This is a genomic window from Erwinia psidii (genome assembly GCF_003846135.1).
Lineage (GTDB): Bacteria > Pseudomonadota > Gammaproteobacteria > Enterobacterales > Enterobacteriaceae > Erwinia > Erwinia psidii.
The window spans coordinates 46,135-68,139 of the sequence record NZ_RHHM01000012.1 but is presented as its reverse complement, the minus strand read 5'-3'; the positions used below and the strand labels follow the sequence as shown (position 1 = coordinate 68,139).

19 protein-coding genes are annotated in these 22,005 nt (G+C 50.2%); 13 read left to right on the top strand and 6 right to left on the bottom strand.

Annotated elements, in window-relative coordinates; translation table 11 throughout:
• Positions 1–3: 3 nt before the first annotated feature.
• On the bottom strand, positions 4–816 hold the full coding sequence (mlaF, locus tag EB241_RS15030) for a phospholipid ABC transporter ATP-binding protein MlaF (RefSeq protein ID WP_124233934.1): 813 nt from the start codon (positions 814–816) through the stop codon (positions 4–6).
• Between the two features lie 225 nt (positions 817–1,041).
• On the opposite strand from mlaF, the gene EB241_RS15025 reads away from it, so the two are divergent.
• From EB241_RS15025 to npr, 11 genes are all read left to right on the top strand, one after another.
• Positions 1,042–2,031: a calcium/sodium antiporter gene (locus EB241_RS15025; RefSeq protein WP_124233933.1), complete on the top strand. Its 990-nt coding sequence runs from the start codon at positions 1,042–1,044 to the stop codon at positions 2,029–2,031.
• Between the two features lie 5 nt (positions 2,032–2,036).
• Positions 2,037–3,023, top strand: a complete 987-nt coding sequence (gene kdsD, locus EB241_RS15020; protein WP_124234000.1) for an arabinose-5-phosphate isomerase KdsD — start codon at positions 2,037–2,039, stop codon at positions 3,021–3,023.
• A gap of 15 nt (positions 3,024–3,038) precedes the next feature.
• Positions 3,039–3,605: a 3-deoxy-manno-octulosonate-8-phosphatase KdsC gene (gene kdsC, locus EB241_RS15015; protein WP_124233932.1), complete on the top strand. Its 567-nt coding sequence runs from the start codon at positions 3,039–3,041 to the stop codon at positions 3,603–3,605.
• Complete coding sequence (lptC, locus tag EB241_RS15010) at positions 3,602–4,177, top strand: LPS export ABC transporter periplasmic protein LptC (RefSeq protein WP_124233931.1); 576 nt, start codon at positions 3,602–3,604, stop codon at positions 4,175–4,177. Before kdsC ends, lptC begins: the two co-directional genes overlap by 4 nt.
• On the top strand, positions 4,149–4,697 hold the full coding sequence (gene lptA, locus EB241_RS15005; RefSeq protein WP_124233930.1) for a lipopolysaccharide ABC transporter substrate-binding protein LptA: 549 nt from the start codon (positions 4,149–4,151) through the stop codon (positions 4,695–4,697). Before lptC ends, lptA begins: the two co-directional genes overlap by 29 nt.
• A gap of 6 nt (positions 4,698–4,703) precedes the next feature.
• Positions 4,704–5,429, top strand: coding sequence for an LPS export ABC transporter ATP-binding protein (lptB, locus tag EB241_RS15000; protein WP_124233929.1), 726 nt, complete (start codon positions 4,704–4,706; stop codon positions 5,427–5,429).
• A 47-nt stretch (positions 5,430–5,476) separates the two neighbouring features.
• Positions 5,477–6,910 (top strand): RNA polymerase factor sigma-54, encoded by a 1,434-nt coding sequence (rpoN, locus tag EB241_RS14995; protein WP_124233928.1) that lies wholly within the window; start codon positions 5,477–5,479, stop codon positions 6,908–6,910.
• Positions 6,911–6,931: 21 nt separating this feature from the next.
• Positions 6,932–7,219 carry a ribosome hibernation promoting factor gene (gene hpf / locus EB241_RS14990; RefSeq protein WP_124233927.1) on the top strand — a complete coding sequence of 96 codons (288 nt, stop codon included), beginning with the start codon at positions 6,932–6,934 and terminating at the stop codon, positions 7,217–7,219.
• A gap of 203 nt (positions 7,220–7,422) precedes the next feature.
• Positions 7,423–7,923: a PTS IIA-like nitrogen regulatory protein PtsN gene (gene ptsN, locus EB241_RS14985; protein WP_199737373.1), complete on the top strand. Its 501-nt coding sequence runs from the start codon at positions 7,423–7,425 to the stop codon at positions 7,921–7,923.
• Positions 7,924–7,994: 71 nt separating this feature from the next.
• Positions 7,995–8,849, top strand: coding sequence for an RNase adapter RapZ (gene rapZ / locus EB241_RS14980; protein WP_124233925.1), 855 nt, complete (start codon positions 7,995–7,997; stop codon positions 8,847–8,849).
• Entirely contained in the window at positions 8,846–9,118 is a 273-nt protein-coding gene (gene npr / locus EB241_RS14975) for a PTS phosphocarrier protein NPr (RefSeq protein ID WP_124233924.1), read from the top strand. Before rapZ ends, npr begins: the two co-directional genes overlap by 4 nt.
• Positions 9,119–9,163: 45 nt before the next feature.
• On the opposite strand, the gene mtgA is transcribed toward npr, so the two are convergent.
• On the bottom strand, positions 9,164–9,883 hold the full coding sequence (gene mtgA / locus EB241_RS14970; protein ID WP_124233923.1) for a monofunctional biosynthetic peptidoglycan transglycosylase: 720 nt from the start codon (positions 9,881–9,883) through the stop codon (positions 9,164–9,166).
• An 868-nt stretch (positions 9,884–10,751) separates the two neighbouring features.
• Positions 10,752–13,088 (bottom strand): aerobic respiration two-component sensor histidine kinase ArcB, encoded by a 2,337-nt coding sequence (gene arcB, locus EB241_RS14965; RefSeq protein ID WP_124233922.1) that lies wholly within the window; start codon positions 13,086–13,088, stop codon positions 10,752–10,754.
• Between the two features lie 1,094 nt (positions 13,089–14,182).
• On the opposite strand from arcB, the gene gltB reads away from it, so the two are divergent.
• Together gltB and EB241_RS14955 are read left to right on the top strand one after the other, a co-directional pair.
• Positions 14,183–18,640 (top strand): glutamate synthase large subunit, encoded by a 4,458-nt coding sequence (gene gltB / locus EB241_RS14960; RefSeq protein WP_124233921.1) that lies wholly within the window; start codon positions 14,183–14,185, stop codon positions 18,638–18,640.
• A gap of 9 nt (positions 18,641–18,649) precedes the next feature.
• Positions 18,650–20,068, top strand: a complete 1,419-nt coding sequence (locus tag EB241_RS14955; protein WP_124233920.1) for a glutamate synthase small subunit — start codon at positions 18,650–18,652, stop codon at positions 20,066–20,068.
• A gap of 95 nt (positions 20,069–20,163) precedes the next feature.
• Here the strand turns inward: EB241_RS14955 and sspB are convergent, their stop codons facing one another.
• From sspB to rpsI, 3 genes are all read right to left on the bottom strand, one after another.
• Complete coding sequence (gene sspB / locus EB241_RS14950; protein WP_124233919.1) at positions 20,164–20,655, bottom strand: ClpXP protease specificity-enhancing factor; 492 nt, start codon at positions 20,653–20,655, stop codon at positions 20,164–20,166.
• Between the two features lie 5 nt (positions 20,656–20,660).
• On the bottom strand, positions 20,661–21,302 hold the full coding sequence (gene sspA, locus EB241_RS14945) for a stringent starvation protein SspA (protein WP_124233918.1): 642 nt from the start codon (positions 21,300–21,302) through the stop codon (positions 20,661–20,663).
• A 309-nt stretch (positions 21,303–21,611) separates the two neighbouring features.
• Positions 21,612–22,004 carry a 30S ribosomal protein S9 gene (gene rpsI, locus EB241_RS14940; protein WP_016190582.1) on the bottom strand — a complete coding sequence of 131 codons (393 nt, stop codon included), beginning with the start codon at positions 22,002–22,004 and terminating at the stop codon, positions 21,612–21,614.
• Position 22,005: the final 1 nt, after the last annotated feature.

The following is a 22,005-nucleotide window of genomic DNA, read 5'->3' as shown; positions in this document are numbered from 1 at the left end:
TAATTAACTCCCTGAGCTGGTTAAATCTTGCAGATAATCTCCTGCGGGAAAACGGAACGGCACAGGGCCGTCTGCAATACCATCAATAAACTGTCGCACTCTTGCATCGCTGTTATCGCGTAGTGCTTGTGCCGATCCATGTGCGATCACCTTCTCTCCGGCAATGATATACGCATAGTCCGCAATGCTAAGCACTTCCGGCACATCATGCGAAACCACAATACAGGTCACACCAAGGGAGTGATTCAGCTCATCAATCAGCTTCACCAACACGCCCATCGTGATAGGATCCTGCCCGACAAAAGGCTCATCGAACATAATCAAATCCGGCTCCAGTGCAATCGCTCTCGCCAGCGCGGCCCGACGCGCCATGCCACCGGACAATTCAGAGGGCTTTAGCCGTGCCGCACCACGCAGCCCGACAGCTTCCAACTTCATCATTACCGTACTGTGCAACAGCTCAGGTGGCAGCCGTGTATGTTCACGCAATGGCCAGGCGACATTATCAAAGACACTGAGATCGGTAAATAATGCCCCGGACTGAAAAAGCATGCTCATTTTCTTCCTGGCCTCGTACAACCGGGACCGCGAAAGGCTGGGAATATTATCGCCGTTAAACCAAATCTCTCCGCTGTCCGGTCGCAGTTGACCGCCTATCAAACGAAGTAAGGTGGTTTTACCAATGCCAGAAGGTCCCATAATAGCAGTGACCTTTCCTCTGGGCACCGTAAGCGAGATGTTGTCGAAAACCGGCCGATCGCCACGGGCAAAGCTCACTCCGCGGACATCAACTAAATTCATCTCCGTATGGCCCATCGTTATCTCCTGTCCTCTTTATTCAGGCATGACATGTTTGCGATCTTACCGCATATCGCTTCGTACCGGACACTTTTACAGAAACTTACCTCTGCGACGTGGCTAAAATTGGCATAAGTTTTACTTTTTGCTTTCAGATCGTCAAAATCAGCGCATTATTTTGTGCCCCTGCCTTACTTGTCACGCCAGGCCAACAAACGATCATATCCGACCAAAGGACATTACATGCTTGTAGCTACAGCACTATTGATTATCGGATTAGTCCTACTGGTATATGGTGCGGATCGTCTGGTGTTCAGTGCCGCCATCCTTTGCCGCAAACTGGGGATGCCGCCATTAATTATCGGCATGACCGTGGTGGGCATCGGCACTTCACTTCCTGAGCTGATAGTCTCTTTCTCTGCAGCAACCCACGGACAAATGGATATGGCTGTCGGCACGTCGATAGGATCGAACATTACCAACATCCTGTTGATCCTTGGTGGTGCAGCCCTGCTTCATCCCCTCACTATTCATTCAAATTTAATTCGCCGGGAGCTGCCGCTAATGCTGCTGGTGACGCTGCTGTGTGGTGTGGTGCTGTTTGATAATACCCTCAGCCGTCATGATGGGCTGGCGCTGATTGCTATCGCCGCGATTTACCTGTTTTTTATTATCAAAATCGCTCGCAAAGCCGAACGCGATAACAATGATATTCTTACCCGCGAGCAACTGGCCGAGCTGCCGGAGGAGGATGCGGGTAATACGGTCGCTTTTTTATGGCTGGCCGTTGCCCTGATTATTCTGCCGATGTCGACTCGTATGGTGATTGACAACGCGACGGTGATTGCCGACTTCTTTGGTATCAGCGAACTGGTTATCGGGCTGACCATTATTTCAGTTGGCACCAGCCTGCCGGAGCTGGCCACCGTCATCGCCGGAGCCTTGAAGGGTGAAGATGACATGGCCGTCGGAAATTTGATTGGTTCTAACATCTACAATATTGCGATTGTGCTGGGCATACCGGCACTGATCCATCCCGGCAGTGTTGATATACACGCTTTCGCCCGTGATTATTGGGTCATGCTCGGCGTCAGCGCACTGTTCACTGTTATCTGCCTGCGGCGTAGCCGCTGTATTGGGCGAGTGGCAGGAGCACTGCTTGTGAGCGGTTTTATTGCCTGGGTTGCCGTCTTGTACTGGCTGCCCTCAACCACCTTTTGGTTAAAGGATTAGAAATGATGCCAACGTTCATCCCTGAACCCGGTTTCGATTTTCAACAGGCGGGAAAAGAGGTACTGAATACAGAACGTCAGGGCCTGGAACAACTCGACCAGTACATCAATGCTGACTTTACTGAAACCTGTAAGCGTATTTACAGTTGCATGGGCAAAGTGGTGGTCATGGGGATGGGCAAGTCGGGCCATATTGGTAAAAAAATGGCAGCCACGTTTGCCAGTACCGGTACTCCCGCTTTTTTTGTTCATCCGGCAGAGGCCAGTCACGGCGATCTGGGTATGGTCAGCGCAGGCGATATTGTCATTGCCATCTCTAATTCTGGAGAGTCCTCGGAAATTTCAGCACTGATCCCGGTGTTGAAGCGTTTGCAGGTTTCACTGATCTGCATGACCAGTCGCCCGGAAAGTACCATGGGCAGAGCGGCTGATATTCATCTGTGTGTCAGAGTCCCTCAGGAAGCCTGCCCGCTTGGACTGGCTCCCACAACCAGTACAACCGCCATGCTGGTGATGGGTGATGCTCTGGCTGTGGCACTGTTGAAAGCCCGTGGCTTTACCGCAGAAGACTTTGCCTTGTCCCATCCCGGTGGAGCACTGGGCCGGAAGCTACTGTTAACGGTCAATGATATAATGCACCGTGGCGACGAAATTCCTCATATCAGCCGTGATGCATCTTTACGCGATGCATTGCTGGAAATTACCCGAAAAAATATGGGCATGACAGTAATCTGTAACGATTTGATGAAAATTGAAGGTATCTTTACTGATGGTGACTTGCGCCGCGTATTTGATATGGGTATCGATATTCAGCAAGCCAGCATCGCCAGCGTAATGACGACAGGCGGTATTCGCGTGCGGCCAAACATGCTGGCTGTTGACGCTCTGAACCTGATGCAAAGTCGTAATATCACCGCGCTGATGGTTGCAGATGGTGATGTACTGCTCGGTGTGGTGCATATGCATGACATGCTACGGGCAGGTGTGGTTTAACAAGGAACAAAATGAATGAGCACAGCCGTGGAGTGGACTGAAACCTGTTATGGCAACGTAAGCCAGGAGGTCATAAACCGCGCAAAACAGGTCAAACTGTTGATTTGCGATGTCGACGGGGTAATGTCCGATGGGGTGATTTACCAGGGCAATAATGGCGAAGAACTGAAAGCGTTTAATGTTCGGGATGGCTATGGCATACGTTGTCTGCTGACCTCAGACGTGGAAGTGGCTATTATTACTGGTCGCAAAGCAAAATTGCTGGAAGATCGTTGTACAACCTTGGGAATTACGCATCTTTACCAGGGCCAGTCTGATAAGATTATGGCCTTCCGTGAACTTCTGGATAAACTGTCGCTTCAGCCAGAACAAGTGGCATATATTGGTGATGACCTGATCGACTGGCCAGTGATGGCGCAAGTTGGACTGAGCGTAACGGTGGCAGATGCCCATCCAGTGCTTATCCCTCGCGCTGATTACGTCACGCGAATTGCTGGCGGTCGTGGTGCGGTACGCGAAATTTGCGATCTGATCCTGATCGCACAGGATAAGTTTGATAAGGCCAAAGGGCAGTCCATATGAGTAAAACCAGGCGTTGGATTACGCTGTTGCTGGCCCTGGTGGCTATCGTGCTTATCGGGTGGAACCTCGCCGATACTGACAACAGTACCGCCCCCGCAGCAGGCAACGGTCAGGAACCGAACTATACCAGCCAAACGTCAAACACCGTGGTATACAACCCACAGGGAGCACTGAACTATAAGCTCATTTCTGACAAAGTGACCTATTTTTCTCTTGACGGAGTAAGTTGGTTTGATAATCCGATTATGACCACCTATGACCAGAATAAAATTCCCACCTGGTCGGTACGGTCTGACAAAGCGAAGTTGACCAACGATCGCATGCTGTATCTGTATGGTCATGTCGAGGTCAACAGCCTGACTCAGGATGCTCAACTGCAAAGAATCAAAACCGATAATGCCATAGTAAACCTCGTCACTCAGGATGTGACCTCAGAAGATCAGGTGACGCTTTATGGCATCAGCTTTAACTCTACCGGCATGAAAATGCGCGGAAATTTACGGAACAAAACTGCCGAGTTGATTGAAAAGGTCAAAACCTCCTATGAAATTCAAAACGCTAAACAACCTTAAGTTTTTGACACTCGGCATGCTGTTGGCTGCCAGCCTGCCAGCTTTTGCACTGACGGGAGATTCAGACAAACCGGTCAACGTGGATTCCGAAAACCAGGCGCTGGATATGCAAGGCAATGTGGCCACCTTTACCGGCAATGTCATCGTCACTCAGGGATCGATCAGGATCACTGCGGATAAAGTGGTGGTGACCCGCCCAGGCGGAGACAGTAAAAAAACGATTGTTGATGCTTATGGCAATCCTGCCACGTTCTATCAGATGCAGGACAACGGGAAACCGGTTAAAGGCCATGCCCAGAAGATGCACTATGAGTTGGCCACAGATTTTGTTGAGCTTACCGACAATGCCTATCTTGAGCAATTGGACAGCAACATCAAAGGTGACCGGATAACCTATCTGGTCAAAGAGCAGAAAATGCAGGCTTATGGTAATACTGGTAAGCGCGTTACCACCGTTCTGGTTCCATCGCAATTACAGGACAAAGGCACCCAGTCAACCGGACAGAAAAAGAGTAACTAATCAGCTATGGCGACTTTAATTGCAGAAAACCTGGCGAAAGCCTACAAGGGCCGACGGGTGGTCGAAGACGTCAGCCTACAGGTTAAATCCGGCGAGATTGTCGGTCTGCTGGGACCAAACGGGGCCGGTAAGACCACTACTTTTTATATGGTTGTGGGGATTGTGCCCCGCGATGCCGGGCGCATCATTATTGACGATGAAGATATCAGTATTCTGCCGTTGCACGCTCGTGCGCGCCGGGGGATTGGTTATTTGCCGCAGGAGGCCTCTATCTTTCGACGTCTGAGCGTATTTGATAACCTCATGGCCGTGCTGCAAATTCGCGACGATCTGACGCCAGAGCAACGCGAAGATCGTGCTAATGAACTCATGGAAGAATTCCACATCAGCCACCTGCGTAACAGCATGGGCCAGGCGCTTTCCGGTGGTGAGCGCCGCCGCGTTGAAATTGCCAGAGCGTTGGCTGCCAATCCAAAGTTTATTCTGTTGGATGAGCCTTTCGCCGGTGTTGATCCGATTTCAGTTATTGATATCAAAAAAATTATCGAACATCTGCGTGACAGTGGGCTTGGCGTGTTGATCACCGACCACAATGTGCGCGAAACGCTGGCGGTTTGTGAGCGAGCCTACATCGTCAGTCAGGGACATCTGATTGCCCATGGCTCGCCAGAGCAAATTCTGGAAGATGCGCAGGTCAAACGGGTCTACCTGGGCGAAGAGTTCAGACTCTGATAATGTATTAAAATAATTAAGATTTTTGAGGAAATTGTATTCTGAATATGAAGCAGGGTTTGCAACTCAGGCTCAGCCAACAGCTTGCCATGACGCCACAACTGCAACAGGCTATACGCCTGCTGCAACTCTCTACGCTTGAACTACAGCAGGAAATTCAGCTGGCGCTGGAAAGCAATCCATTGCTTGAGCAAACCGATGTTCATGAGGAAGTCGATTCACGGGAGTATCAGGAAAAAGAAGCGCTTGATACACGTGAAGCACTGGAACAAAAGGATATGCCGGAAGAGCTTCCGTTGGATGCCACCTGGGACGAAATTTACACTGCCGGTACGCCTTCAGGCACAGGAACCGATTATCATGATGATGAACTCCCTGTCTATCAGGGGGAAACCACCCAGACATTACAGGATTATCTGACCTGGCAAATGGATCTGACGCCATTCACCGATACCGACAGGGCCATTGCCACTTCGATCGTCGATGCGGTTGATGATACCGGTTATCTGACGGTGCCTCTGGAAGACATTCTGGAAAGCATTGGCAATGAAGAGTTAACGATGGATGAAGTGGAAGCCGTCCTCAAGCGAATACAGCGTTTTGATCCAATTGGCGTCTGTGCCCGCGATCTTCGGGACTGCCTGCTGGTTCAGCTTTCACAATTTACCACAGAGCAGCCCTTCCTCAGGGAAGCGCGTCTGATCGTCAGCGAACATCTGGACTTGCTGGCAAATCATGATTTCCGTACCCTGATGCGCGTCACCCGACTGAAGGAAGATGTGCTGAAACATGCGATGCAACTCATTCAGTCACTGGATCCCCGTCCCGGACAGTCAATAAATACCAGCGAGCCTGAATATGTTATCCCTGACGTGCTGGTGCGCAAGGTCGGCACGCGCTGGACAGTCGAGCTTAACACTGACAGTGTTCCCAGATTAAAAATCAATCAGCACTATGCGTCGCTGGGTGGTTCGGGTCGCAATGATAATGACAGTCAGTTTATACGCAGTAATTTGCAGGAAGCGAAATGGCTGATTAAAAGCCTGGAAAGTCGTAATGACACGCTGTTAAAAGTGACCCGCTGTATTGTCGATCAGCAGCAGGCCTTCTTCGAACAAGGCGAAGAGTTTATGCGCCCCATGGTGCTTGCTGATATCGCAGAAGCCGTAGATATGCACGAATCCACCATCTCCCGCGTCACCACGCAGAAATATTTGCACAGCCCACGCGGGATTTTTGAACTGAAATATTTTTTCTCCAGCCATGTGAATACGGAAGGCGGAGGCGAAGCCTCCTCAACCGCCATTCGCGCACTGGTGAAAAAGTTAATCTCGGCGGAAAATCCCGCCAAGCCACTGAGCGACAGTAAGCTGACCACACTGCTCTCCGAACAGGGAATTATGGTGGCACGACGCACCGTCGCGAAGTATCGAGAGTCTTTATCCATCCCGCCATCAAACCAACGTAAACAGCTGGTCTGATTGAACAGATAAGGAAAGCGTATGCAACTCAATATTACCGGACAACATGTAGAAATTACTGAACCATTACGTGAGTTTGTAACGGCTAAATTTGCCAAGCTGGAGCAGTATTTTGACCGGATCAATCAGGTGTATATTGTTCTCAAGGTTGAAAAAGTGACGCAAATCGCCGATGCGACCCTGCATGTGAATGGCGGCGAGTTGCATGCCACTTCAGAAGAAAAAGACATGTACGCAGCGATTGATGGCTTAATAGATAAGCTGGCACGCCAGCTCAATAAACATAAAAACAAACTGAAACAGCATTAAATTTCACTCAGAAATTGGATATTTTTTCGCCACCTCTATTTAATAAGAACGTGACGTAAGATGTGTCGGCCCGTACTTTACTCACAAGGTACGGGCCGTTAATCAATAAGGCATGAGCTATTGATCAATGGCAAAAAAGGTATATTGCATACCTTCAATCAGCCAACTTGCCAGGCGAAGATAAATACGTAAGTGAAACTATGATGAACAATGAATTAACACTGGAACTGAGCTCGGTACTGAGTCTCTCATGCACCCGCAACGGCGTACATTGCCAAAGCAAAAAGCGGGCGCTGGAAATTATCAGTGAGTTAGCAGCTAAACAACTCAATCTGCCGCATCAAACGATTTTCGAAGCTGTCCTGACTCGTGAACGTATGGGCAGTACCGGCATTGGCAACGGCATCGCGATTCCACACGGTAAACTGGTTGAGGATACGTTGCGTGCGGTCGGCGTTTTTATTCGCCTCGATCAGCCAGTGGCTTTCGACGCGATAGATAATCAGCCAGTTGATTTGCTGTTTGCATTACTGGTACCCGCCGATCAGTGCAAAACGCATTTGCATACTTTGTCACTTGTCGCTAAACGTCTTGCCGATAAAACGGTTTGCCGCCGCCTGCGAGCGGCACAGAGTGATGAAGAACTTTTCGAGATCATGGCAGAAAGCCCTGAAGAAAGGGGCCTGGCCTCATCTGAAAGATGAAGACGACAGGCTAAGGCATCCCCCTTGAAAACAATGAATAGTCGCTAACCGACCAATCAGGAGAACAAGTCATGGTGCTGATGATCGTTAGTGGTCGATCTGGCTCAGGCAAGTCAGTGGCGTTGCGGGCGCTGGAAGATATGGGCTTCTACTGCGTGGATAACCTGCCCGTCGTGCTTCTGCCAGAACTGGCAAATTCTCTGGTGGACCGCAATATTTCTGCGGCAGTCAGCATTGATGTGCGTAACATGCCGGAATCGCCTGAAGTGTTCGAAAGAGCGCTGACTAATCTCCCTGAGAGTTTCTCTCCCCAGCTGCTTTTTCTGGATGCTGACCGAAATACGCTGATCCGCCGTTACAGCGACACCCGTCGGCTGCATCCCCTTTCAAATAAAAACCTGTCACTGGAAAGCGCCATTGATGAAGAAAACGACTTATTGGAGCCTTTACGATCAAAAGCAGATCTGATCGTTGATACTTCTGAAATGTCGGTTCACGAGCTGGCTGAGATGCTACGTACCCGTCTGCTGGGTAAACGCGAACGTGAACTGACAATGGTTTTCGAGTCATTTGGTTTCAAGCATGGTATCCCGATTGATGCGGATTACGTCTTTGACGTTAGATTTCTCCCTAACCCACACTGGGATCCTAAGTTACGCCCGATGACCGGTCTCGATCGCCCTGTGGCTGCGTTCCTGGATCGCCATACTGAAGTACACAATTTTATCTACCAGACCCGTAGTTATCTGGAATTGTGGTTGCCAATGCTGGAAACCAATAACCGTAGCTACCTTACCGTCGCCATTGGCTGTACCGGCGGTAAGCACCGTTCAGTTTACATTGCTGAACAGCTGGCCGAATACTTTCGTTCACGCGGTAAAAACGTGCAATCCCGTCACCGTACCCTGGAAAAACGCAAATCATGACAGTCAGACAAACCGTTGAGATTAAAAATAAGCTGGGAATGCACGCACGCCCGGCAATGAAGCTTTTCGAACTGGTGCAGAGCTTTGAGGCAGAAGTGCTGTTACGGAATGAGAGTGGGACAGAGGCAGAAGCCAGTAGTGTTATCGCCCTGTTGATGCTGGATTCAGCAAAAGGAGGGCATATCGAAATTGAGGCAACAGGCCCGGAAGAAGAAAAAGCACTGGCGGCGGTAATTGAACTGTTTAATGCGGGTTTCGACGAGGACTGATATACCTCAGCGCCAGGAAATTCTGTCTTCCTGGCACATCCGCAGTTAACGCAATTTATGCTCTCTCAAAAAACCTTCTCCGCCCAGTTGGCGCATTTGACGCAAAATCCACTGTTGTCGTTGACGAATATAGGCAGAAGGTGCCTCCACCCTGAAGCGAATCGGATTTGGCAGTACCGCAGCCAACAATGCTGCCTCTGACATGGTCATACGACTGGCTGGCTTGTGAAAATAGCGTTGCGAGGCCTCCTCGACGCCAAATACACCGTTACCAAACTCAGCCACATTCAAATAAACAGTCAGAATTCTTCTCTTGGTCCATACCGTTTCAATGCCCACTGTCAGACCTGCTTCAAGGCCTTTTCGCACCCAGCTGCGCCCATCCCATAAAAACATGTTTTTCGCCGTCTGTTGCGACAGCGTGGATGCACCCCTGATCCGTCTGTCATCGCTTTCCAGAACGGTCTGAATAGCCTTTACGTCAAATCCCCAATGTTCAGGGAATTTTTGATCCTCTGATGCTATTACTGCCAGTGGCATCCAGGGAGCAATATCGTCCATCTCAGTCCAGTCAGAATGAGCCATATAGCCGAAATCACCGCTAAACCATGCTGCCAGTTGACGCTCAACCATCACCGCAGAAAAAGGAACCGGAAGAAAGGAAAACAGCACAATTCCAGCCAACCACAACCCTGTTATGTAAATCAGGGGTTTTAAAATGCCTTTCTTAATAAGCTGAAAAGCTGTGTTCTCAGACTGCTTCATACAGGGGTACCCATAACATTCTTAATTAATTCCTGAACAATTTATCGCAGTGAACACCTGCGCCTCATTAGACAAGATGGTCTGATCAGTTGATAAAAAATTCTGTAATGCGCCCTTCTGTCCTCAGGAGTAATTAAATGCCTCAACGGCTTCAACCACTTCCACATCACCAGGCATTGTTTTATTCACTAAACAATATGACAGAGCATGATGCACATGTTGCGCGTAACTGGAGAATGCAAAAAAAAAGATTCACATATCTTATGGATTTCATCATTTGGCTTTTAAAAAATTAATCTTACAGCGCGTATATCACCATACTAAGACGATCCAAGGACTTTTTGCAGGAGATACTGGCAATGCATCTGGCAGCAAAGATTGGGCTATTGTTTTTGCAAAACTGATTTGAAAAACCTTTCAAAAAGCGTTTCGGAAATCCGTCAGGAAATCATTTTGCATCAGAGACAGCAATCTCACAAAAAATATGTTTTACAGTCAGTTAAATATTTTCCCGTTGTAGAGAGTTTTATCCAGCATTACTGCTAGCGATCGTTGGAAGCAGTTATGGGAACTTGTAGCTGTAAGACACATAAAAAACACCAAATATGTACATTTATTGAGCAATATCGCGTATAAATTCATTCCGTGCTTGACTGTATCATCAAATTAATGTTTTCTGTTGTGAAACGCTGTTCAACATCACAGATTTTAATGAATCTGGTAACATGTGATGTAAGATTTGCTAAGGTGGTGCTTAAGCGTTTTAACCAATACCTTGCCTGTGCCTTTATATTCCTATCAGAATAGCGCAGGTTACTCTTTTCCCTGGTGTTGGCGCAGTATTCGCGCACCCCGACTCCGGTCGGGGTCATTTTTTTTCCAGCGCAGTAACCCACTCCCGAAGTACATCAACATCATTTCGCCACTCCTGTTTCAGCTCATCTATCCATTCCTGTACATTGTCCCACCAGGCTGGTAGTTCAGGACTTTGAATCTGTTTCGCCAGTTGCTGCAAATGCACCAGCCCTACCGAACCAGCCGCGCCTTTAATTTTGTGTCCCTCTTCCACTATGCCTTTCTGATCGCGCGCCATCATGTTGGAATCCAGGACCGCCAGATATCCAGGCATCATCTGTTCAAACATTTCCAAACTCTGGTGGATCAGTTTTGCACCAACCAGCTCAATATAGCCTTGCAGCATATCGGTATCCAGCAGCCCACGTTTTTCTTCGTTCATTCTGTCATGCTGGACGTGATCATCATATTGCTGATGATCCCAGTACTTCTTAATAATCGCGGTGAGTGCCGGTACAGCAAGCGGTTTACTTAATACATCGTCCATTCCTGCATCAAGGTATTCCTGCTTATCCCTGAGCACATTTGCCGTCAGTGCGACCAGCGGCGGTATATGCTTACCGATGTGGCGTTGATGAATTTCTCTCGCCACATCCAGACCGGTCATATCCGGCAACTGAATATCCAGCAATACCAGATCAAATCCATCCGGCTCGAACATGGTCAGCGCGTCCTCTCCGGTCATCGCCACCTCAACACTGTTTCCCAATTTTTCCAGCACTGAACGAGCCACCACTACATTGAGTTCAATATCTTCCACCAGCAATACGTGCAGCGCCGGTAACGGCAGATCGTCCGTTGCTGGTTGTTCATCATCCGGTTGTGAAATCCGTGGAGCCATGACGGTGAGAGTAAAACAGGAGCCTGCGCCTGTCGCACTGCGTACCGTAATATCCCCGCCCATACTTTGTGCCAGACGCCGGGAAACGGCCAGGCCGATCCCCGTTCCCGTTGCAGGTTTACCGCCGTGCTGATCTTTCACCTGGTAATACATGGCAAAAATTTTGTCCTGCTCATCCTGCGGGATACCCATACCGGAATCTTCCACCTCAAACCGCAGGCACTCTTCCGTCTGATAGCTAACCCGAACCACAATGCTACCCTTACCGGTGAATTTCACCGCATTCCCAATGAGGTTCCACAGAATCTGCCGCAGGCGCGTTCCATCGGTAATAATGGTATGAGGCAAAGGCAACTCAGGTTGTAACATAAACTTTAAGCCTTTCGGCTGTACCAACAGGCCGGAGAGATTTTCCAGATCGGCCAGAAAACCGGTAAAGTCAACGGGCTGGTTATCCAGCTGCACTTTACGCCGCTCTATCTTGTCCATCTCAATAACGTCATTGAAGATGTTCCCAAGCGTAATAGCCGACACATGGATGGTTTTGAGGTATTTCAGCTGTTCAGGATCCAGTTCCGTATCCAAGAGGATGCGACTCAGGCCGACAATGCCATTAAGCGGCGTACGAAGCTCGTGGCTGATTGTTGAGATAAATGTGGTCTTTTCCCTGCTTGCATTTTCCAACGCGTCCTGGTAGCGCTTACGCTCCGTAATATCGCGCCCAAAACCCATCAGCCCACTTCGTTTACCTACCCGGTCATAATATGGCACCTTACGGATCTCAAAACAGGCTTTTCTGCCATCCGGGTATTGCAGCCACTGCTCATAGGTCAATGAGACATTATGCCGGAAAACTTTTTCATCCGTTTCAAGCACTTTAGTTGCACCTTCCTTGTCATAAACATCACGCGGTGTCAGACCAATCAGCTGCTTCTCACTTTTACCAGTCAACAATTCCATTGCGCGATTACAGCCGGAGAATTGCTGATCAATGTTGCGATAAAAAACAAGATCGGGGGAAGCATCAAGGAAAGAGCGCAAAAAGATGGACTGCTGTTCCAGCTCAATCTGAGCCTGCTCACGCCGGGCCATCTCTTCGGTGAGTTTATCAACCACCTGCAAACGTGCTTTTTCAGCCCGGATACGATCGGCAATTTCCTGGTTGAGCTGAGTGATGTTTTCTTTCATCTGCTGATTTAACGCCAGATCGCGATGTCGCATCTCCTCAAGTTTGTCTACCAGACGCGAAAGCCGCTGACGGGACTCTTCGAGCTGTTCCACCACAACAGAGAGAAAATAAACTGCCCAGGGGGTGATCAGCAGGCCAAAAAACACCGAACGAACCATATCAATGCTTTCAACATGGCCGTGCAATACCATTGTCACAGCCATCTGCACAACCATTGCCAGCACTACCAATGCAGAAGCCAGCAAAAGAGAAAAACGAACCAGGCCCAGTTTCACCATCAAATCGACATAATACTGAGCTAACAAACGAATTTGTTTCATAAAAAACTCCCTCCGGGGCGGTCTTTTCAATCATACCGTAAAAGCTTAAAAGACCAACGCGGCCAGTATTTACCTTACTTCGCACTCAATTAGTGCAGGCGGACCGACTGATAAATGAATAAATCGCAATTAACGCCACGGCGAACAGTGTGTTGCTACGACAGTGCTCATAAGCGGGCCGACGTATAGCGGCACAATCTGCTTAAATTCCAGAGAGGAAGAGGTTTTTAAAGGTGTGCGCAACCGTGATTGCCAACCATTGTCGTGTGAGCGTTCTTCAGGCGCATTAGCGGTAAAGCAGCAGTATGCTTTGCCTTCAGGCAAGGAAGCGCTATACAGGATGACACTCACAACGCCTTTTTTTCATTACGTAAACCAGTGAAAAATTGCCTTAGACTGTTTTCAGTTATTGCATAATGCATGGTTCTGGCTAGATACAGAAAAATGCTTTTCTGCCAGAGGATTTTCAAAGTAATAAGCGTGTTACCCCCCGACAACATGGCAACTAAAATGAATAAAAAATCATTATTTATGAATAATTAACCACACCAAGGCTAATTAATTTTACTAATGACGTGGACAGGTTTGATTCAAATAAGACAACGGGCGAAAAACAGTTTATTTAAACAAGCAAGGTAATAATAGCAGAATATTATGCCAACAATCACCCTGGCGCCAGCATGGTGCAGAGATTTGTCGCCTGCACTATAGTGTGACAGCTCACACTTTAATGCCATATGACGGTATGCCAACATCAAGAAAAAATGCAAAAAAAACCTTATTAATCATAAAAATAAATCATAAAAAGCGAAAAAAGCCTACAGTGTAAGGGCTATTTGACCTGAGTACGCTTTCCCGATAAGTTGGAAATCCGCTGGAAGCTTTCTGGACGGGTGTTCAACCCGTCATTCTTATGCAGTTATTGAGATTCCCTCTGTAGCAAGTTCATAACACTTGTGACACCGATGCTAAAGGACAGACAAGAGGGGCGACACAAGAGGTGAGCATTAAGCTCAAACCTGTCGCCACACCCTTACTGCGTCTGCCCTTTATCGGCACGGGGACTCACGCAGAGCCTGGGGAGGTTCATTGAGATGTTGTACGATAAATCCCTTGAAAAGGACAACTGTGGTTTCGGCTTAATCGCCCATATAGAAGGCGAACCTAGCCACAAGGTGGTGCGTACTGCTATTCACGCACTGGCCAGAATGCAGCATCGTGGCGCGATCCTTGCCGATGGCAAGACCGGTGACGGCTGTGGACTTTTATTGCAAAAACCCGATCGCTTTTTCCGTGTGGTTGCGCAGGAGCGCGGCTGGCGCCTCGCCAAGAACTACGCGGTGGGGATGTTATTCCTCAATCGGGATGACGAGCTGGCACAGGAAAGTCGTCGTATTGTCGAAGAAGAAGTTTTACGTGAAACCCTCTCCGTGGTTGGCTGGCGCGAAGTGCCAATCAATCAGGATGTGCTGGGCGAAATCGCGCTTTCCTCTATGCCACGTATCGAACAACTGTTTATCAATGCCCCTGCTGGCTGGCGTCCGCGCGATATGGAGCGCCGCCTGTATATGGCGCGTCGCCGCATTGAAAAACGCATCGAAGATAAAGAATTCTATGTGTGCAGTTTCTCCAACCAGGTCAACATCTATAAAGGTCTGTGTATGCCGGCGGATCTGCCGCGCTTCTACCTGGATCTGGCCGACCTGCGTCTCGAATCTGCCATCTGCCTGTTCCACCAGCGCTTTTCCACCAATACCGTGCCACGCTGGCCACTGGCCCAACCGTTCCGCTATATGGCGCACAACGGTGAAATCAACACTATCGCCGGTAACCGCCAGTGGGCAAAAGCGCGTGCCTACAAGTTTCGCACGCCGCTGATCCCCGATTTGCAGGATGCCGCCCCCTTTGTTAATGAAACCGGTTCTGACTCCAGTTCCATGGATAACATGCTGGAACTGTTCCTCAGTGGCGGCATGGATCTGATCCGCGCCATGCGCCTGCTGGTTCCGCCAGCGTGGCAAAATAACCCGGATATGGACCCTGAACTACGTGATTTCTTTGATTTCAACTCCATGCATATGGAACCGTGGGACGGCCCCGCAGGTATTGTCATGTCGGATGGTCGTTATGCCGCCTGTAACCTTGACCGTAATGGTTTGCGCCCTGCCCGTTATGTCATCACTAAAGACAAGTTGATCACCTGTGCCTCTGAAGTCGGTATCTGGGACTATCAGCCGGATGAGGTGATGGAAAAAGGCCGCGTAGGACCTGGCGAGCTGATGGTTATTGATACCCGTGCCGGTCGCATTCTGCACTCTGCCGAAACCGATAACGATCTGAAAAGCCGTCATCCTTATAAAGAGTGGATGGAAAAAAACGTCCGTCGCCTGGTGCCGTTCGAAAATCTGCCCGATGATCAGATGGGCAGCCGCGAAATGGATGATAATTTACTGGCGACCTTCCATAAGCAGTTTGGCTACAGTAGCGAAGAACTGGATTCTATTATTCGTGTACTGGGGGAAAATGGCCAGGAAGCGGTTGGCTCGATGGGTGATGATACGCCTTTTGCCGTGCTTTCCAGCCGACCACGGGTGATTTACGACTATTTCCGTCAGCAATTCGCTCAGGTCACTAACCCACCGATCGATCCGCTGCGTGAAGCACATGTCATGTCGCTGGCGACCAGCATTGGCCGGGAAATGAACGTCTTCTGTGAAGCAGAGGGCCAGGCACACCGTCTGAGCTTTAAATCTCCGATCCTGCTCTATTCCGACTTCAAGCAGCTGACCACTCAGGAAGAAGAGTTTTATCGTGCTGATACGCTTGACTGCACCTTCGATCCAGCCGAATCCTCGTTGAAAGAGACGATCCTGACGCTGTGCGATCGGGCTGAACAGCTGGTACGCAACGGCACCGTATTGCTGGTGCTCTCTGATCGTGCCATTAGTCCTACACGCCTGCCCGTTCCGGCCCCGATGATAGTCGGCGCAATCCAGACCCGGCTGGTGGATAAAAGTCTGCGCTGCGATGCCAATATTATTGTTGAAACCGCCAGCGCCCGCGATCCGCATCATTTCGCGGTGTTGTTAGGTTTTGGCGCAACGGCTATCTATCCCTATCTTGCCTACGAGTCACTGGCGAAGATGGCAGAGAGTGGAGTGATTAACAAAGATAACCGCAGCCTGATGCTGAACTATCGTAACGGCATCAATAAAGGTCTGTACAAAATTATGTCGAAGATGGGGATCTCAACCATCGCGTCATACCGCTGTTCCAAACTGTTTGAGGCGGTGGGATTACATCGTGATGTGTCCGATCTCTGCTTCCAGGGTGTGGTAAGCCGTATTGGCGGTGCCAACTATGCTGATTTCCAGCAGGATCTGGTCAATCTGTCCCGTCGTGCATGGCTACAGCGTAAACCGCTGGATCATGGCGGCCTGCTTAAATATGTGCACGGGGGCGAATATCACGCCTATAACCCGGATGTGGTTGGCACGCTGCAAAAAGCGGTAAACAGTGGTGAATACAGCGACTACCAACAGTATGCGAAGCTGGTGAACGAGCGACCGGTGGCGGCCCTGCGCGATTTGTTGGCGGTAACGCCATCTGGCAGCGCTATCAGCCTTGATGACGTGGAACCAGCCAGTGAGTTGTACAAACGTTTCGACACTGCGGCGATGTCGATCGGTGCGCTTAGCCCGGAAGCACATGAATCGCTGGCAGAAGCGATGAATAGCCTTGGCGGCTTCTCTAACTCAGGAGAAGGTGGCGAAGACCCCGCACGTTATGGCACCAATAAAGTCTCGCGCATCAAGCAGGTCGCCTCTGGCCGGTTTGGTGTAACACCCGCTTATCTGGTGAACGCAGACGTGATCCAGATTAAAGTCGCTCAGGGCGCGAAACCTGGCGAAGGTGGTCAGTTGCCGGGTGACAAGGTGACCCCTTATATTGCGAAACTACGCTATTCCGTACCCGGCGTGACGCTGATTTCTCCACCGCCACATCACGATATTTATTCAATTGAGGATCTGGCTCAGCTTATTTTCGACCTGAAACAGGTCAACCCGAAAGCGATGATTTCGGTGAAGCTGGTTTCAGAACCCGGCGTAGGCACTATTGCCACTGGCGTGGCAAAAGCCTATGCGGACCTGATTACCATCGCGGGCTATGATGGTGGCACAGGAGCCAGCCCACTCAGCTCAGTAAAATACGCGGGATGCCCGTGGGAGCTGGGTCTGGTGGAAACACAACAGGCGCTGGTGGCAAACGGTCTGCGTCACAAAATTCGTCTGCAGGTGGACGGCGGCCTGAAAACCGGACGTGATATTATTAAAGCCGCCATTCTGGGTGCTGAAAGCTTTGGTTTTGGTACCGGTCCAATGGTTGCTCTGGGCTGCAAATACCTTCGTATCTGCCACCTGAATAACTGTGCAACCGGTGTTGCCACTCAGGACGAGAAGTTACGCAAGAACCATTACCACGGCCTGCCTTACCGCGTGACCAATTACTTTGAGTTCATAGCCCGTGAAACGCGTGAGCTCATGGCCGAGCTGGGAGTAAAACGTCTGGTTGACCTGATTGGCCGTACCGATCTGCTGACTGAGCTGGACGGGTTCACCGCCAGACAGCAAAGCCTGGATCTCTCTGCCCTGTTGAAAACCGCGCTGCCGATGGCAGGCAAAACCGTATACTGTACCGAGAACAACCCTCCGTTTGATAATGCCGTGCTGAACAAGGCACTGCTCGACCAGGCGATGCCGTTTGTCGAAGCGAAACAAAGCAAGACGTTTTACTTCGATATCCGTAACACAGACCGTTCAGTCGGGGCAACACTGTCAGGCGCAATTGCGCTGCTGCATGGCGATCAGGGGCTGGCCTCCGATCCGATCAAAGCGCACTTTAATGGTACCGCAGGCCAGAGTTTTGGCGTGTGGAACGCCGGCGGCGTCGAGCTTACGTTAACGGGCGATGCCAACGACTATGTGGGTAAAGGTATGGCTGGCGGCATACTGGCAGTTCGCCCACCGATTGGTTCGGCTTTCCGCAGCCATGAAGCCACCATTATCGGCAACACCTGCCTGTATGGTGCGACGGGTGGCAAACTGTTTGCCGCCGGCCGTGCAGGCGAACGCTTTGCGGTGCGTAACTCAGGCGCTATCACCGTAGTGGAAGGCATTGGCGATAACGGCTGTGAGTATATGACCGGCGGCATTGTCTGTGTACTGGGTCGTACTGGTGTCAACTTTGGTGCCGGTATGACAGGCGGCTTTGCCTATGTGCTGGATGAGGACGGTGAGTTCCGTAAACGGGTAAATCCAGAGCTTGTTGAAGTGTTGAATGTTGATGAGCTGGCGATCCATGAAGAACATCTGCGTGGCCTTATCACCGAACATGTTCATCATACCGGTTCATCACGTGGTGAGGAGATACTGGCAAACTGGCCTGTCTGGTCGTCTAAATTCTCACTGGTTAAACCGAAGTCCAGTGATGTGAAGGCATTGTTGGGGCACCGTAGTCGTTCCGCAGCGGAGCTGCGGGTGCAGGCGCAGTAAGAGGTCACGATGAGTCAAAACGTTTATCAATTTATCGACTTGCAACGCGTCGATCCGCCGAAGAAGCCGCTCAAGATCCGCAAAATCGAATTTGTGGAAATTTATGAGCCATTCTCTGAAAGCCAGGCGCAGGCGCAGGCAGATCGCTGTCTGTCCTGTGGTAACCCCTATTGCGAGTGGAAGTGTCCGGTACATAACTACATCCCCGACTGGCTGAAACTGGCCAATGAAGGCAGGATCATTGAGGCCGCCGAGCTGTCGCATCAGACCAACAGTCTGCCTGAAGTCTGTGGGCGGGTATGCCCACAGGATCGCCTGTGTGAAGGTTCCTGCACACTAAATGCAGAGTTTGGCGCAGTCACCATTGGGAACATTGAGCGCTATATTAACGATAAAGCGCTGGAAATGGGCTGGAAACCGAACCTGGATGGCGTAAAGCAGACCGGCAAACGCGTGGCAATTATCGGTGCAGGTCCGGCCGGGCTTGCCTGTGCTGACGTATTGACGCGTAACGGCGTAAAAGCCGTGGTATATGATCGTCACCCTGAAATCGGTGGGCTGCTGACCTTTGGAATTCCTGCCTTCAAGCTTGAAAAAGAGGTCATGACTAAACGTCGTGAAATTTTTTCCGGCATGGGCATTGAATTCCATCTGAATACTGAAGTGGGCAAAGACATGCAGATGAGTGAACTGCTGGCTGACTTTGATGCAGTATTTCTGGGCGTTGGCACTTATCAGTCAATGCAGGGAGGACTGGAAAATGAGCAAGCAGAGGGTGTTTATGATGCCCTGCCATTCCTGATCGCCAATACTAAACACACTATGGGCTTTTCCCCTTCCACAGAAGAGCCCTACATTTCGATGAATGCCAAACGTGTGGTGGTGCTGGGGGGCGGTGACACGGCAATGGACTGCGTGCGCACTTCGGTGCGACAGGGGGCCACCCATGTAACCTGTGCCTATCGTCGTGATGAAGAGAATATGCCTGGCTCTCGACGCGAAGTGAAAAACGCCCGTGAAGAAGGGGTTGAGTTCCAGTTCAACGTGCAGCCGCTGGGGATCGAAATCAACGGTAATGGCCGCGTCTCTGGCGTGAAAATGGCCCGTACAGAAATGGGGCAGCCAGATGCGAATGGTCGACGTCGCGCTGAAATCATTGCCGGTTCTGAACATGTTGTGCCAGCAGATGCGGTGGTGATGGCTTTTGGTTTCCGCCCACACGCCATGACATGGCTTGAACAGCACAGCGTGGAGCTGGATCCACAGGGCCGTATTATCGCTCCCGAAGGCAGTGATAATCCTTTCCAGACCAGCAATCCCAAAATTTTCGCGGGGGGTGATGCCGTTCGCGGTTCGGATCTGGTTGTTACCGCAATTGCTGAAGGTCGTAAAGCAGCGGAAGGTATTATGGACTGGCTGGAAGTGTAGGGGCTAATCATTACTGACAAATAAAGAGGCTGCGGAAAATCCGCAGCCTCTTTATTTTTTGGGGCCGTTTTCAGGCTGATGCTAACGAACGGCGACTACTTCACAACACGTAGCGCCGGACGTCCACCGCGTGGTGGTGGCTCATCGTCTGAACCGCCATCATCAGCTTCACTGTCATCGGGACGATCGCCGTCAATTACTGACATGACTGATTCCGGTGATGCATTCTGTTGCGAAACGGAATTGTCTTCTGCTTCATACACTGTCTCAGGCTCAAACATTGTACCAGCCCCATTCTCTCTGGCATAAATGGCCATTACGGCAGCCAGAGGCACGGTAACCTGACGCGGTACGCCGCCAAAACGGGCATTGAAGGTCACTTCATCATTACCCAGTTGCAGATCGCCAACGGCGCGTGGAGCAATGTTGAGAACGATCTGGCCATCACGAGCGTACTCAAGTGGCACCATCACCCCGGGTAAATTAATATCCACCACGAGATGAGGGGTCAGCTGGTTGTCCAGCAGCCAGTCATAGAGCGCCCGGAGCAGATATGGGCGACGAGCGGTAAGTTGGGACATTTCCATCTTAATCAGCCCCGTGTATGCAGGCGCATTTCACGTTCCGCTTCCGTCAGAGAAGCAAGGAAGGAATCACGTTCAAAGACGCGTGTCATATAACCCTTAAGCTCTTTCGAACCAGCCCCTATCAGGTCAATACCTAGCTGCGGCAAACGCCAGAGCAAAGGGGCAAGATAGCAATCGACCAGACTGAACTCTTCGCTCATAAAGAATGGTGTGCGCGAAAACAGAGGGGCAATCGCCAGTAGCTCTTCCCGTAACTGTTTACGGGCAGCATCTGCTTCCTGAGCCGTGCCATTTTCCACTTTACGCATCAGGCTGTACCAGTCCTGCTCAACGCGGTGCATCATCAGACGGCTTTCTCCACGGGCGACCGGATAGACAGGCATTAGCGGAGGATGGGGAAAACGCTCATCTAGGTACTCCATGATAATTCGGGACTCATAGAGCGTCAGTTCTCGATCAACCAGCGTAGGCACAGTGCGATACGGATTGAGGTCGATCAGATCCTGAGGCAGGTTATCCATCTCTACCTGTTCGATCTCTACGCTGACTCCCTTTTCCGCCAGGACGATACGCACCTGATGGCTAAAAATGTCAGCCGGACCAGAAAACAGCGTCATTACCGAACGTTTGTTGGCAGCGACAGCCATGTAAACCTCCAAGTTTATCCAGAAAATTACTGAGCAAGCCCGCCATACGATGACGGGCTTGCTTAAAATGCCATCAAAAGAGATGAACCCATCCCCTCAGGAAATCTCACATCAATGCCCTGCGATATGGGCGTAAAGTGCCACATAGTCTACCAGATTTTAAACAACTTGTGGGGGCAGGAATAAGGATTTGAAGTGAAAAGGACGAAGCAACATGCGTTTTGCCGTTATTGCACCATGCAGAAAAGAAAAAACCCGGTGCTGATGCACCGGGTTTTTCGATAATTGACACTGCCGAAGCAGAATAAATTAACGTTTGGAGAACTGTGGACGACGGCGTGCTTTACGCAGACCCACTTTCTTACGTTCAACCTGACGAGCATCACGAGTAACGAAGCCAGCTTTACGCAGTTCGCCACGCAGAGATTCGTCGTACTCCATCAGCGCACGTGTGATACCATGACGGATCGCACCAGCCTGACCAGAGATGCCACCACCTTTAACGGTGACGTACAGATCGAACTTACCAACCATATCCAGCAGTTCCAGAGGCTGACGAACTACCATGCGGGCAGTTTCACGACCAAAGTACTGTTCCAGAGAACGCTGGTTAATAACGATGTTACCACTGCCCGGTTTGATAAATACGCGAGCGGTAGAGCTTTTGCGGCGACCAGTGCCGTAGTTTTGATTCTCAGCCATT